The organism is Kosmotoga pacifica (assembly GCF_001027025.1).
In the GTDB taxonomy this organism is placed as follows: Bacteria; Thermotogota; Thermotogae; order Petrotogales; family Kosmotogaceae; genus Kosmotoga_B; species Kosmotoga_B pacifica.
In genome coordinates this window covers 1,159,924-1,174,737 of sequence record NZ_CP011232.1, presented here as the reverse complement: position 1 = coordinate 1,174,737, position 14,814 = coordinate 1,159,924, and the positions used below count along the sequence as shown (strand labels likewise).

The 14,814-nt window shown below is 41.2% G+C and carries 14 protein-coding genes; 7 read left to right on the top strand and 7 right to left on the bottom strand.

From position 1 onward, the window contains the following. The first annotated feature begins 172 nt into the window (after positions 1-172). The gene (locus IX53_RS05490) at positions 173-721 is read left to right on the top strand and encodes a hypothetical protein (RefSeq protein WP_047754496.1); all 549 of its coding nucleotides are present in this window, start codon (positions 173-175) and stop codon (positions 719-721) included. Between the two features lie 73 nt (positions 722-794). On the opposite strand, the gene IX53_RS05485 is transcribed toward IX53_RS05490, so the two are convergent. From IX53_RS05485 to IX53_RS05465, 5 genes are all read right to left on the bottom strand, one after another. Next, positions 795-1,760, bottom strand: a complete 966-nt coding sequence (locus IX53_RS05485) for an ABC transporter ATP-binding protein (RefSeq protein ID WP_047754495.1) — start codon at positions 1,758-1,760, stop codon at positions 795-797. Positions 1,761-1,775: 15 nt separating this feature from the next. Continuing rightward, the gene (locus IX53_RS05480; RefSeq protein WP_047754494.1) at positions 1,776-2,552 is read right to left on the bottom strand and encodes an ABC transporter permease; all 777 of its coding nucleotides are present in this window, start codon (positions 2,550-2,552) and stop codon (positions 1,776-1,778) included. Between the two features lie 11 nt (positions 2,553-2,563). Next, positions 2,564-3,340: an ABC transporter permease gene (locus IX53_RS05475; RefSeq protein WP_218916046.1), complete on the bottom strand. Its 777-nt coding sequence runs from the start codon at positions 3,338-3,340 to the stop codon at positions 2,564-2,566. A gap of 550 nt (positions 3,341-3,890) precedes the next feature. Continuing rightward, positions 3,891-4,355, bottom strand: coding sequence for an OsmC family protein (locus IX53_RS05470; protein WP_047754492.1), 465 nt, complete (start codon positions 4,353-4,355; stop codon positions 3,891-3,893). A 153-nt stretch (positions 4,356-4,508) separates the two neighbouring features. Continuing rightward, positions 4,509-5,156 (bottom strand): MgtC/SapB family protein, encoded by a 648-nt coding sequence (locus IX53_RS05465; RefSeq protein WP_047754491.1) that lies wholly within the window; start codon positions 5,154-5,156, stop codon positions 4,509-4,511. Positions 5,157-5,499: 343 nt separating this feature from the next. Between IX53_RS05465 and IX53_RS05460 the strand changes: the two genes are divergently transcribed. Both IX53_RS05460 and IX53_RS05455 read left to right on the top strand, forming a co-directional pair. Beyond that, positions 5,500-6,132, top strand: coding sequence for an alpha/beta hydrolase (locus IX53_RS05460; RefSeq protein WP_047754490.1), 633 nt, complete (start codon positions 5,500-5,502; stop codon positions 6,130-6,132). Beyond that, complete coding sequence (locus IX53_RS05455) at positions 6,023-6,691, top strand: alpha/beta hydrolase (RefSeq protein ID WP_218916045.1); 669 nt, start codon at positions 6,023-6,025, stop codon at positions 6,689-6,691. Before IX53_RS05460 ends, IX53_RS05455 begins: the two co-directional genes overlap by 110 nt. 114 nt (positions 6,692-6,805) lie before the next feature. Here IX53_RS05455 and IX53_RS05450 read toward each other — a convergent pair whose 3' ends face one another. Continuing rightward, positions 6,806-9,091 carry a hypothetical protein gene (locus IX53_RS05450; RefSeq protein ID WP_047755472.1) on the bottom strand — a complete coding sequence of 762 codons (2,286 nt, stop codon included), beginning with the start codon at positions 9,089-9,091 and terminating at the stop codon, positions 6,806-6,808. Between the two features lie 55 nt (positions 9,092-9,146). After that, positions 9,147-10,478, bottom strand: a complete 1,332-nt coding sequence (locus IX53_RS05445) for a hypothetical protein (RefSeq protein WP_047754488.1) — start codon at positions 10,476-10,478, stop codon at positions 9,147-9,149. Positions 10,479-10,831: 353 nt separating this feature from the next. Between IX53_RS05445 and IX53_RS05440 the strand changes: the two genes are divergently transcribed. The 4 genes from IX53_RS05440 to IX53_RS05425 are packed head-to-tail and all read left to right on the top strand — an operon-like array spanning position 10,832 to position 14,804. After that, positions 10,832-11,818: a LacI family DNA-binding transcriptional regulator gene (locus IX53_RS05440; protein WP_047754487.1), complete on the top strand. Its 987-nt coding sequence runs from the start codon at positions 10,832-10,834 to the stop codon at positions 11,816-11,818. Positions 11,819-11,833: 15 nt separating this feature from the next. Beyond that, positions 11,834-13,084: an extracellular solute-binding protein gene (locus IX53_RS05435; protein ID WP_047754486.1), complete on the top strand. Its 1,251-nt coding sequence runs from the start codon at positions 11,834-11,836 to the stop codon at positions 13,082-13,084. A 29-nt stretch (positions 13,085-13,113) separates the two neighbouring features. Then, the gene (locus IX53_RS05430) at positions 13,114-13,989 is read left to right on the top strand and encodes a carbohydrate ABC transporter permease (protein WP_047755471.1); all 876 of its coding nucleotides are present in this window, start codon (positions 13,114-13,116) and stop codon (positions 13,987-13,989) included. Continuing rightward, positions 13,986-14,804, top strand: coding sequence for a carbohydrate ABC transporter permease (locus tag IX53_RS05425; RefSeq protein WP_047754485.1), 819 nt, complete (start codon positions 13,986-13,988; stop codon positions 14,802-14,804). The genes IX53_RS05430 and IX53_RS05425 overlap by 4 nt, the downstream gene beginning before the upstream one ends. The last annotated feature ends 10 nt before the right edge of the window (positions 14,805-14,814 follow it).

The following is a 14,814-nucleotide window of genomic DNA, read 5'->3' as shown; positions in this document are numbered from 1 at the left end:
TATGCTGTACTTAATGGAAGTGAATAGGCTCTTTTATAGATCATGTATAGTTTTCTTTCATGATGCACAATGACTCGAATATCTTTCAATTCCTTCGGTTTGTACTACTGTAAAGACTATAATCAAGTGCACCGCCTGTACCAAATAATCTTGGGAGTATGGAGGGGAGAATATGAAAAGTTATTTACTTCTACTTGTTCTTATTATTTTCAGCGTTTCAGTTTTTGGAATCTGGCAACCTGTCACCGACTACAGGGAATTCAGGTATGTGGCTTATAACTATAGCTTCCCGGGAAGCGATGATGAGCCATTAATTTTCACTGTGAGTACAGATATCACAAAAATAGCTGACGGTTACAGTATAACTACCCACGTAACTCGATCTTTCCCAGATGAACCATTGGATATGGGCATGATGGCAGGAGGATTGTATGGATTCGTGGCAGTGTTTTACATGAATCCCATCTATAATATGATCTTTGGCTACCTCGATTTTGATGAGATGCTCCCTATGAAAATAATGGGATTGGGAACTCTGAAATATGAGGGAGAAAAACAAGTCGGAAAGTTCAAGGGACAGAAAATCGTTATATACAACGAAGAGAAAAAGCCGATCATCTCCTGGGTGATTAATCCAAAGATTCCGCTGGTGATAGAGAGTACAATGCATGAAGAGAGTATGACAGCCGTTCTTCTTGACTATAAAATGGCTGAAAAATAGCTTGATGACCTGCGGAATAAAAAGCCCCGCACCTCGATAACCTCGATAAGTGGTGCGCAGGGCTTTCAGTCTCCTAATTTCTGTAGATGTCTCTTACCACTTCTTCGATTCCCGGATCCTGTATCTTGAAATCTTCTATTTCAAATTCCTGGAGAACCTTCCTTGCTAGGATTGCAGGCTTATGAGAATTTTCGATTCTTATTACTATTTCTCCTTCTTTTTCATTGTAGTTCCCGTTATAGATCTCGATAAATTTCCTTTGGGTTTGGGAAAGGGAGTAGTGACCTTCCTTCAATCTGATCTTTAGCAGTCGGGGAAGTGCCACCATCTTTTTCAATGCAGTTAAACTACCTTTATAAATCAATCTCCCATGGTTGATTATAAGAATTTCTCTGCACAGAGTTTCAATATCATTGAGGTCGTGAGTCGTGAGAAAAATCGTTTTTCCTTCCGCATTTAGTTCTTTGAGGAAATTCAATACCCTGTGTTTAGATACTACATCGAGACCGATTGTTGGTTCATCGAGAAATAGAATGTCCGGATCATGTATCATACATGCTGCCAGTTCTGCCCTCATCCTTTGACCAAGACTCAGTTGCCTAACCGGTTGCTCATAGAACTCCATTATTTCGAGTCTGTCTATAAGAAAGCTTAATTGCTTTCTAAATTTAGCTTCTGGAACCTTGTATATAGCCTTCAAAACCTTGTATGTGTCTTTTACTGGTAGGTCCCACCACATCTGTGTCTTTTGCCCGAAAATAGCGCCGAGGTTTTTCACATACTTTCTTCTTTCCTTCCAGGGACAGAAACCTGCAACCCTAACTTCTCCAGAAGTTGGAGTTAGTATTCCGGTGAGCATCTTTATTGTCGTGGATTTTCCAGCACCATTTGGTCCAATGTATCCCAGGAATTCGCCCTTCTTAACGCCAAAGCTGATGTTTCTGACTGCATGGACTATTTCTTTTTCACGCCTGAGACCCCTCCTTTTGTATATTGTGTAGTCTTTACAAAGATTGGAAACCTCAATGTATTCACCCATGAGACCACCTCCTCTTCAGGTACCGGTACTGGAATAATGCCTTTCACCGAGCTTCCAGAATCCAATGCTAATAGGTAGAAAAACAACAAAGGTTATCGCTGGTGAGAGAAGTGCAAGAATTGAATTTGTCTTACCTGTGAGATAAGAAACGGGATAAAATGCGGCGGTTCCAAGGGGAATGATGAAAGTAAGAGCTTGCTTCACAAAGTTTGCATATATGGTCAATGGATAGGAAGAAGCTGTTCTCATAGAGTAGAAGCCGAGGACAATAATATCTTCGTTTCTCACAGTCCAAAAAGCTATTGCAGCCAGCATAAGAGAGATTTCAAAGGTCAAAAGCGCTGACAACACCACAAGGCATGCGTACAGCATAAAGAACCCTGGCGAAGCCAGTCCTGTATAGGATGCCCCAAAAACCCCAACTGCTATAGCCTGGGCGAGGACTCCCAGTCTTCTGAATTGAAACCGCTGAAGCATAACCTGCATAATAGTCGATATAGGTCTAATGAGTAAGATATCAAATCTACCGCTGAGCGTAAGTTCTTGAAAACGGTGCAGTCCCTCACCGAAGGTTCTGAAGAGTCCCCAGCCAGCTTCAACAATTGAGTAGATCAGAGCGACCTCACCTAAAGACCATCCGGCCATGTCTTTGAATTTGAGCATTATCACGGCAATAATCAGAAAATCCGAAAAAACAGCCAGTCCGGAAGTTATAGTATCAAAAACGAAATTAAACCTGTATTCGATTTCCTTTTTCAAACTGGCTACGAAAAGAGCCTTAAAAACCTCCATAACAAACCTCCTCAACCACCCTGAATCTGTAACCTCTTCTGAGTAAGTTTCGTTAAAACCAGTGCAAGAAGTAGAAGAATCATTATCCAGGATAATTGTAGTTTGATACCTTCCAGAAAGGTCATTTTACCGAGATAAATTGAGCCAGGAACATAGTTGGTCGCTGCAAAGGGAGTCAAGGGCATTATTTTCTTCAAAATGCCGGGATAGTATTCCGCTGGTAGCATATAACCGGAGAGGAAATTCATCAGGAAATAGTAAAGCGACTGAGCTCCAGAAATACTTAGAAACCTCAGACTCCATAGTCCGATAAAGTAATTAAGAAAAAAGGAAATAATGAAAGCCATTAAAATGGATATCCCGTAAGGTGCTATTTGTCCCGGTGATGGTAGTTTAACCCCCAGTAAGAGAAAACCAAGGAAAAAGATTGGCAAGTAGCGGAAGAGAAAATTATAAACTACGTGTCCCAGAACCTCGTAAAAGCTCAGATATATTATTCCATAAGGCCTTAATAGTTCAAAAGCGATCGTTCCATCCCTTACCTTTTGGAATAAGAAGGCTCCATATGGGAGAAACATTGTGATCCAGAGACCAGCTTGATTTACCATCACATAGGTTACCATAAGAGAAGCCTCTGGGGAATCACCGAGGATGGCTCTCCAGATGCTTACGAAGATATAACCGAACACAAAACTTCCGGCGTTGCTGATCAAATGATTCAGCAGATAAATCCTGTTCCTTAAAAAAGCATTCCTTGCAATGGCCAATCCCGCTTTGAAAACATTCACCTCCAATTCTTTAAAAGTGCTTTCATAACTTTTCCAGCAAGAAATAGCAAAGTTTGATAGAATCTTACTTCGCCATTATTCTACGAGTAGGATAGCTTCGAAAAGGGACAACCATAGAGGCATTTTTTGCTTTCAAAATGTTGAGGGTATTGAATGCGAACACAGCTATTGTTATCGCTGGATTTGGTCGAAGTGGGGAGATTACTTTTGCATAGTCAATTGGGGGAGCTAGATAAAACGAATAATTTTAGAGTCTGTGCGTAGTGATAGGACTCAACCGTTATTCTTATAATGTAAAACAACACGCCGGCGAAAAGAGACACTGCCGGCTTCACACATTATACCAGCTTTTTTAAAAATTGCAAGTTCATTCTTTACCAAATAAAAAGGAGGAAGAGAAACTGCTCCTATTCCAGGAGCTCGAATAATTTGATAAAACGAAGATGGTATGGAATTTGAGTATATAATGGCTGTTCTTCACAGATTTTTGCAAATTCAGAAATTGGTTAGAAAGCATTCTCATTAAAAAGGCCCCTGATGGGGCCTTTCGTTATCCTACAACCTTGCTTTCCGCTTTGCTATTGAGTGTTATATTTACGGGAGTTGCGTTCGTCAAGTTGTCCGAGACGGGACACCGTTGCTTCATAATTTCAAGCCACCGTGCCAGAGTCAGTTCATCAACATCGGCATCGATGTTCATTTTGACTTCTATGCTCTTGTAACCCGCTCTGTCAGAAGTCTCCTTTCCCATAAACTTTTCGGGATTCAAAGCACCCGAGATCTCAAATTCAAGGTTCTTTATCTGGAATCCCATTTCTCTTGCAACCAGATGGCCAACAACGTTAAGACAACCAGCAAGTGCCGCGAGGACGAATTCCACTGGATTGGGTCCTTCGTCCTTTCCCCCAAGCATCGGTGGTTCATCCACGACTATATTGAAATTCCTGGCTTTTATCACTGTTTTTGATATGCTTTCAGATTTGGCAGTTACCTTAAATATAAAGTCTTTGTTCATATCAAGCACCTCCTTGTGAGTTATTTCACTATTATATTAGCAGGTATATAATACGATAATATTACTCCGAATTAAAGAATTCGTACATAACTTTGTGGAGGAGCGAAGTCATGAAAACTTTGGTAAGCCGGAAAATTAAGAAGACAGGCTCGATCAATCTCCGAGATCAATTGAAATAATTCCCTCGATGCTAGCGAATTCAACGATATTCTTTTTAATAGCTTTATAATCCTCATCCTTGATGACAAGCTCGAACGTTATGCTGTCTTCGTCTGTTTCGATTTCGATGTGAAGAGGCGTTATACCAAGCTTTTCTAGGTACTTTGTCAGCTTTTCCATTGCATGACCTTTGTACATCTCAATTGTAATGGTTTGCTTATTTCCTTTACCAACCAATCTATCAACTCTTTTAAATCCGACCACAATCAGAAGGACTATACTTGTGGCAAGCGCAGATGAAAAATATTCCCCTGCTCCAAAACCCATACCGATTGCTGCTGTTACCCATAGAGTCGCGGCTGTAGTGAGCCCTTTAACAGAAAAACCCTTTTTAAGAATCGTACCTGCTCCGAGGAACCCTATACCGGAGACTATCTGAGCAGCGACTCTTCCTGGGTCTCCTGTTACTCCGTTGAAAAACGTGAAGATCGATAATTCGGTGATAAATGCAGCACCGACAGAAATCAGAGCATGTGTCCTTAACCCAGCAGGCCTTTGTATTCTTTCCCTTGTAAACCCGATAAACGCTCCCGAAACAGTGGCAGCAATGAGTCTTAGAAATAAGTCAATAATTTCTATCAAAGTATCAAATCCCTTCAGATTGGTTCGATTAAAGAATATATCACAGCATACCTCAAATCACCAAACTCGAGTTATAGGGTGTGAGGGCGAATTGATACGCATTCTCAAAGCAGTTTACCGATTCTCATCAGGGTAAGTATCAATCTGATCAAAGATCATGGATCTCTACAGTTTGGGAAGGATAACTATCCTGAAGAATTAATCATGCTAATTAAATTCTTTTTGACCGATGAACTCGATAGTGTTGATGATTTCTTCTCTCCTGCAACATCTTTCTTTTTGAGGGGAATTTGATATACTCTTACATCAAAGTTTCCTCGAAATGCGTGAATAGGAGACGCTTATGAAAAAAGGTTTAATTTCTCCATTTATGGTTATATTATTTGCTATCCTGTTGGGTTCGGCACTTCTTTATTTTTTCCCGATAAAGCCTCTACCCGCACCAGATGGAGAGTATAAGATTGGGCTAAGAATACTAGAATTGAAGATGCTCAAGAAAGAATTAGCCACGGACAATCCCGACGATAGAAGAAGGATTCTCATTGATATCTGGTACCCAGCAGAAGAAACCAGTGGCTATGAACCAAGTTACTGGTTGAGGGAGCCCACATACTTTAAAGCAATGGAAGGAACTCATGATATCCTGAAGCTATTGACACAACATGCAGGACAGGTCCGAACCAATTCATACATTAATGCACCGACGAAGAGTAACAGTGGTAACGGATACCCGGTGATTATCCTGTTGCCTGGGACTCCTTCACTGGTGTCTTTGTATTTCAATTATGCAGAAAAACTTGCTAGTCATGGCTACATTGTAGTGGGACTGGAGCAGACTTATGCCAATATTGCTGTCGAATTTGCCGATGAGACTGTTATTTTTGATAGATCAACCGAGGCAACACTCATTGACAGAATTAGTAAGGCAGAAACGGAAGACGAGAGAATGCAAGATACGTTTCAATATCCTTTCTGAAGATATCAATGCTGTTAGAAATTACCTAGCAATACTGAATACCGGGGAGCTTTATTCGGACTTTAAGGATATTTTTGATCTGGATAATATTGGGTTATTGGGCCATTCTGGCGGTGGTGGTACCGTCATTATTCGCGCCTTCGAGGATAAAGATATAAAAGCTGTAGTGGCTCTGGATCCGGCAATTCGTCCTTTAAGCGATAAACTTCTTTCCCGTGATATGGGCGCATCACTTTTTATCACCATGAGTGAAGAATGGCAAAATGATAAAAGGTGTGAAAAGCTGGATATATTGATGAAGGCGAGCAGAAATAAAGTCTACGCCTATGAAATAGATGATATTAACCATGCGGACTACGCCATGATAGATTACATCTCACCACTGGCAAAAATGATAAGCAATAGTGGAGGATTTTTGGCTCGTGAGGGCGAGAAATTGTTGAAAGAAGCTGTTCTGTCCTTTTTCGACGAGTGTTTCAAAGGGACTGCCAGCAGGTTGGAAGAAATTGCTGACAGTACAGATAAGATAAGATTCTATTCCAACAGCGTGGAAAACTAAAGCATTCTCCGGTCTGAAAGAACAACGTTTTCGTTATAATCTGGAAGAAATAATTCCGGCTGACACAATAGTTAAGCGAAATATCAGCCGGAAATTACATTGCGGTTTATATGATTATTTCAGGGTTATTCCGAAGATATGCATCGTGATCACATCTGGCAATATGATCGCCTTTATTTCTCCTCCCTTTAGCTTGATGTGCTGGAGATAAAACTTACAATTCAGATTTTCCCTATTTCCTGTTGAGTCATAACGGTAGCTAAATTGCAAAGCTTTTTCTCCATAGCGAGGTTTGCCACACCAATCTGAGAATCCCAGAATGAAGCTCTCCTGCTGACCATTTTTGTACTGTATTATGAGCTCACCGGTGTAATCACCATGATCGGAGGAGCCAAGAACCCAGAGCTCCTGAGCTTTCAGGTCGATTTCAAAGTGTTGCTTTTGGGTTCTTAGATTGTCTTTGCCCTTATCTGAGAAGAGGAAAGGAATACCGTCTATCCTAAGGCGTTCACCACTGATACTCTTCTGAACTTCTTCCATAGGATAACTTGCCCCAACAATTCCCTGAATGTTATCAAAATTTCCTTCTCTCCTATGGCTGGCGTTCACGATGCCATTGTTGTTGTAAAAAGGAGACAGATCTATGAGGAAATACTCACCTTCTTTTATAACCTCAACCACCTGACCATTAGTTTCAACTCTCCGGGATATTTCTGAGGAAACAGCTTTTCCGGATAGAAAAGTGAATCGTCCTGGTTCTATACCTTTGAAGTCTTTATCGCTGTTATTTATTACCAGAGTCTGGTTGGACGTTTCAAAGTAAATTCCTATAACCAAAGGAACAAAAATAAGTGCATCGATCTCAACATCTCCATTGGTAGGATCCAATCCGATGGTCAGCCTCTCCTCTGCAGCACTGCCGTTTACTGTACCGAGTTCAAATAACCCATAGTGGTCAAGGTTAATTTCTCTTTTGATTTTCTCTTTTCCGTATCTCAAGCTTGTCAAAAACATGGCAGTATCGAAGGACGGTATCGAAATATACATCCTGTATGGTACTCCGGGAAGAGATAGATTTTTTCTGAGAGCAGTTGTACCCTGACAGCGTACCAGAGCACCTCCTGAAGCGGTGTTAGAATTCTCAATGGTGGCATCGGATAGACCCAGACTGAATTTTTCAGCTTCTTCAAAGAAGGCTGGAGTAAGTAATTCCTTCGCTTCCTCAAAGAGAACCTGATATTCAGCAGGTAAGGTTCTCACTGCCTGCAGAGCAAGTAGAGCAGAAATAGTCGACTCTGCGCCAGAGTTAAGGTTCCGGTGAGTGATCTCGAGACCGTCATAGCCCTGTCCGTCGGGGCCTATCATGGGGGCCTTCAGAAGGTTCAGGCCTTTAAACCATGCTCCGAGCAAAAGGGTGTAATAAGCGTATAATGGTTCTTTCGTAACCTCATACAATCTGGCGGATGAGTTCACGAAAACTTCGGCAGCATAGGCAATTTGTGGAAACATCTTTATGTTCCTTGAAATAGAATACAGTGGACCAGCTGAAACTATTAACGGGAATAGCTTGTTCGCTGATTTTTCTGCTGCTTTAAGATATGCTTCATTACCTGTAACTTTATAGGCTTCAATAAGGGCTTCGATCTGCCTTGATCCCCAGCCATGCCAGTTGAATTCTTTTTTACCCTCATCGAAAAGCCCTAAAAGCTCTCCGTGAGAATTATCAAGGGATTTTAAAAGACCCGTGGCAAGAGTTTGAATGACCTCGAAAGTCTTTTCATCCGGATCCACTCTCTGGAGTTCACAGGCACCTAGAAGCATTACCGAACTCATATCTGTATAGCCTTTGAGTAAATTGCCTTTAATATATCTTTTTAGAACCCTGAAAACCTTTTTTGCCCTTGCGGCTAAGCTGAAAGAATAATCAGAATCGATTTTCGCATAGACCTCCGCACCGAGAGAAAGTGCCCAGAATGCTCTGGCGGCCCACCAGTTTCCACCAGCCCTGGAAGTGGGTCCGTTTTTGTTTATAGTCCCGTTTTCAAAAACGAAATTGTAGAAGTCTCCGTCGTTTCTCTGGAACTTGAAAAGGAAGTTCAGGGCCTCTCTTGCGCGAGAATCATAAAAGTTATTGGCAGGATCTGTTTTCAGCTGCCTTAGATAGAAGATCGCAACCCTGGCTACATCATCAACGCAAGTTGCTCCTTCACCAATGGCGCTTACATGTTGGTAGGTTCCATTCATCTTGAGATCACTGTAAATCCAGTAGCCTATTACTCTTTCTCCCTCTATAGAAAATTCATCCCTCAAAAATTCCAGATGGGCGATATTTAATTCAATAGAAAATAAAGGAACAGTCATCATGATTATTAAAATTGTCAAAAAGATCTTTCGTTTCATGGTCTCACCCTCAAAAAATGGGGGCACATCAGTGCCCCCAAGATATTAGATAACATTATTCCCCAATGGTGATTGACTGAATTTCTATTGCTCTCAGTTCGAGATATTCTATTGCGTTCGGTATGTTCAGGCTCTTGTAGAGATCATAGTATCTTTCGAAGGTTACTTCGTCGCCAGCCTTGAACCTTGCGGGCCAGTCTGACATTTCGGTAGAAACGTTTCCAGCCGTGGATTCATAGATCTCAAATTCACCAGGTATCCATTTAAAAATTCCATCGCGGAATTCTCTGCTTTCATACACCCATGTGTTTCCGTTTACCCATTTTTCATAGTTCACGTAGACGATGGGTTTCACAGGGTTGATTTCCGCGACACCTATACCTTTGCTGGGGGAATAGTTAGACCTCCAGGATTCCTGAGAAGCGAAAATATACGTGGCTCCCCACCAGAGAGGTTTCATGGAATCTGTCGCCGGGAATACAATGTAAGGTTTGCCATTAACATTCATAATGGCATTTCTTTCGGCCCAGTATTCCAGAGGAGTAATGTTGAGCTGATCTGCCCATACAAGTCTCCTGAACACTGGCAGCATATGAACAGCATCGTCTGAAAGATCAGTAATAGGTCTTGTGATCATATTCTGAAGTTTCATTAGATCTGCGTAAGTTTTGAATACAAAGTGATTAGAGGAAATTACATCGCCGTTCTTGAAGATACTAGTAACAATTATCTGCTCCAATCCCACGAAGGGATCACAGTCCAAACGACTTACAACCGTAACGGCTACTGGTCCAGCTGGCAATACCTTCATTTCTTTGACTTTAAAATCCCCTGAGGTTTTTTCCTCGTGTTTTCCAAGTTCGCCATTAACATAGTAGGTTGAGCCAACCCAGCCTGCGATTCTGGCGATACCTATTTCATCTACTATAGTCCCTTCTACACTTTCGAATTTTTCAAATCTTACTAAACCCTTGTTGTTGATTCTAGCCCTGAATGTGAGATTACCAACTATTACGCCATCATCCGTTTTGTTTACATAAAAATCTGAGTCATATGTTGGCGCTTCAACGCTGAAGTCATCGCTTACAACAACTTTTGCGTTTCCTGAAAGCATCACAAGGATGTAGTCACCAGAAGATAACTTCCCGTTGAGATCAACGTCATCTATCTGATAGGGAACTTCAGCGCCTTCTTCATCGATGAACCTTATGGAATCCCAGTTAGCATCGAAATCTATTCCAACAAGGTCCAAAAGCTTGTTCATGCTGATTCTCACGGGAACGAGAGAGTCCGTTGTTTTGTTGATGGTGATGGGGATTTCGATGGTCTCCGCCATCAAAATGGTAAATGCAAAAAGTACCAAGAAAACTGCTAAAAATTTCTTCATACTTCACCCCTCCTTGTAAAGTGTGATATGTAAGCGTTTACACATTAGGGATTATATAAGTTGTGGTAATGAAATTGGTAATCTGTCCCAAAGCGGATTTTGATAATTATAGTAAAGTGAGGCCGATTATTGGCTTTTATCTCCTGATTTCTAAATAATTCATCTTTTTGTTATTTTTTTATCTCATGTTTCCAAATATCATAGATATGCATAGCGTGAATGAATTTGCTAATAATCAAGCATAATTAGTTATAAATAACGATAATCGTGCTATATAGGATGTGGTATTAATATGAAAAATGTTCTATTATTTTTCTGTATGTGTAAGCGTTTACATATGGGGGTGGCTGGTTTTGAGTTCTAAATTAACTAGATTAATAGATGTAGCAAAACTCGCAAAAGTATCAACAGCGACAGTTTCACGGGTAATCAATAACAGCGGTTACGTCTCAGCCGAAGTTAAAGAAAGAGTGCTGAAAGCCATAGAAGAACTGGGCTACCAGCCAGCAAAAGCAGCTAGGTTTCTAGCGAAGTCAAGGCAAAATTTCAAAATAAGCATAGTAGCTGATGATTGGGTTCTTAAATCCATAACAACAGCTTTGGACGAATTTTATAGCATTGTGTATAAGGGTATTATTGATTTCTCGAAGAATCACAGAATGAGCATAGAACTACAAGATATAAGCTCGTGGGACAGGGGAGTTGATGGCTTTTTGCTCATGGGTGGTGGAATTACAAAAGAATTGGTAAAAGAAATAAAAGACACCGGGAAACCTGTGGTCCTTGTGGATCAATATATTCCGGGTCTGAAAGTAGATTGTGTGGTTTCAGATGGTTATGATGGAGCCGTTTTCGCAGTAGATAAGCTTATTTCCAAAGGGCTTAAGAGAATTGTCCATATTCATGGTCCGCTTTCTCATTTTGGCTTCAGAGACAGATATGATGGATATGTCGCTACTATGGAGAGGCATGGTTTTATGCCCAGGACATACGAATTCGATGAGATAAGTGACAATATGGGGGTCATCATTGATATGATGTTGAGAAACTATGGTAAACCTGAAGCCATTTTTGGTTCCAATGATACCGCAGCCATAAGGGCCATGGACGAATTAAAGATCAGAGGTTATAGTATTCCCGAAGATGTTTCTATTGTGGGTTTTGACGATATTATGAGTGCTTCATTGATCACTCCAAAACTCACCACGCTGAAGATATTCAAATATGATCTTGGCTCCATCGCAGCAAGGCGGCTTTTCAATTTGCTGATGGGAGAGGAAACCCATCCCATTAAAATCTCTCTCTTTACTCAGTATATAGAGCGCGAAAGTACCATATAAAAAGGAGGGGTTATCATGAGAAAATTGGGTATTATTCTTTGTTTGCTTTTAATCACAATTCTTGTGTTCGGAAAGGAAATTATCTTCTGGACTGCACCTAATCCACTTCAAGAAAAGTTCTGGAGGCCTCTCGTAGAAGAGTGGAACGCCAATAATCCAGATATTCAGATCAAATGGTCTCCTATTCCAGCTTCTGGAAGTTCTGAAGAGGCTATCTTAACATCAATCGCTGCCGGGAATAGCCCTGATATCTGCACAAATATTTTCAGTGGATTTGCAGCTCAGTTGATTGAAGCTGACCAGCTTGTACCTCTTGATACTCTACCGGGTTATGCGGAGCTGATTGCCAGCAGAAAGATGGAAAGCGTAATCGAGGGTTGGAAGTTCGGAGGTCATGACTATGTATTTCCAATATACTCTAATCCCATGATGTTTTGGTGGCGTAAAGATCTCCTCGAGGAACTTGGTTATACAAGAGCTCCCAGAACATATTCGGAAGTTTACGAAATAAGCAAGAAGTATTCTGTAAAAAACGAAAAGTATGGAGCCTTGATTGTACTTGGGAGAAATTGGTGGGACCGTTGGTTTGATTTCATCAACTACTATTACGCTGCCAGTGGCGGGAAAAGCTATATAGATGTAGAAAAAGGCAGAGCGACGTTTAACGATGATGCAGGTAAAGCGGTTGCGAGGTTCATAGATACAATGTTCAGAAATGATTGGACTGCTGTTGATCTGGGTAACTTCCCCTTCTATTACGGTGTTGTCCTGGGAGGAATTAAAGGTCCCTGGGATCTCAACTGGGCGAAAGAACAGTTTCCTGATATTTATCACAATATTTTCATAGCTCCACCACCTGTCCCCGACGACTATCCTGTAGACAAACCGGTGCATGTCTTTGCAGACACAAAAGGGCTTGTAATGTTTAAGTCCTGTAAATATAAAGAGGAAGCCTGGAAGTTCATAAAGTGGGTCTTTTCCAACATAGAGAACGATCTCAAATGGATGGAGTACACTAATATGCCGCCAGCTCGTGGTGATCTGACCACCAATCCAGTTTTCACCGATTACATGGAGCAAAATCCACATTTCAAAGCCATCGCCGAGTACGTTCCTTTTGCTATTCCACCTGCCCTTACAACGGTAACCGTGGATATACAGGATGCAATGACACAGTACCTTATTGAACCGATAATGTATGGTAAAAAGAGCCCTGAGAAAGCTCTCAAAGAAACTGTTAGTAGAATCAGACGCATACTATTCTGATATTTGATATTGGAGTGAATGCCATGGGAATGAAGACTTTAAAGCGCCGCGAAAACATTAAAGGCTGGTCAATTTCTTCGGTCTATCTCGTTTATACGGCCATTTTCTGGGGGTATCCTTTTGTCTGGCTATTTATACTGGCTTTATCAAAATGGAATTTTCTCACACCAAGGAGATTTATCTGGTTCAATAATTTCATAAAGCTATTCATGGATGATGATTTCTGGAGAGTTGTGATCAATACCTTCAACTTCATGCTATACTTCATTCCCATGGTCCTTATCCTATCAATGCTCTTTGCCCTGGCATTGACCAAGGTTAAATATTTCAAGACCTTTTTCATGCTTTCATTCCTTGTAGCTTATGTTTCATCCGGAGTGGCATATTCAATAATTTTTTCAAAGCTATTTGCCGTCAATGGACCACTCAATAAACTCACCTACTCTCTCTTCGGGGTCACCATACCTTGGTTCAGCCAGCCACAGCTGGCTATTCTTTCAATAGCCATGATGGTTACCTGGAAATTCATCGGTTATTATGGATTGATTTTATACTCGGGACTTGTAGCCATCCCAAAGGCTCTCTATGAGGCCGCAGAATTAGATGGAGCCACACGTTGGATTAAATTCTGGAAGATAACACTTCCATTGTTGAATCCATCACTGGTAATGGTTCTGGTGCTGTGTATTTCTCTGACTTTCGGGATATTCACGGAACCTTTTCTTATTACAGGCGGTGGCCCCATGAAACGTACCTACACATTCCAGATGATGATTTATACGAATGCTTTCCAGAAGCTCAATCCTGGTTATGCTTCAGCTCTCGCTATCGTGACCGCGTTGATAAGTTTTGGCTGCGTAATCTTGACCAGAAAGCTCATTGAGAGAGAGGTGAGTTACTCATGAAGAAATTCTGGATGATCGTTCTGTACATAGTTCTTTTTGGTGCCTCTCTGCTCTGGATATATCCTTATATATGGATGTTCATGTCTTCTTTTAAACCTTCGGCAGAAATCTTCACCAAATTCTGGCCTTCTCATTTCACGGGGGAACACTATAAATTTATACTGAGCGCGGCTGAGGCAATGCAAAGGCCATTCGTCAGGGCACTGTTGAACAGTATTTTCATCTCATTTACTGTTACTTTTGCTGTGGTTTTCAGCTCAGCTTTCATTGGTTATGCGCTATCCAAGATAAACTTCAGAGGTCAAAAGGCTCTTTTCAATTTCATCATCTTTCAGATGCTTTTCCCGGGGTTCATGTTCATAGTTCCCCTGTATGTTCTCATAAGGGCTCTGGGATTAGTGAACACCCTTTCAGCGATAATACTGCCCGGACTCATGTCGGCATGGGGAATCTTCATGTTTGCCCAGTCTTACAAGTCAGTTCCCAACGAATACATTGAAGCCGCAAAAATGGATGGGGCCAGTGATATCTGGGTGATATTGAGATTGATGATCCCCCTTTCCAGAAGCACTGCATCCATAGTTGGCATGTTTACGTTCATAGGAATATGGGACAATTTTATGTGGCCATTGATTGTGATTTCGGACTACAACAAAATGCCTTTGTCTGTACTTCTGGCCAGTTTCAACCGTGAATATGGAATTTATGTTGGTCCAATATTGGCCGGATCGGTCATACAAACTTTACCTATGGTCCTGATCTTTTTGATATTCAGAAAGTACTTCCTTCAGGGGATATCCATGTCATTGAAATAAATTAAGGAGG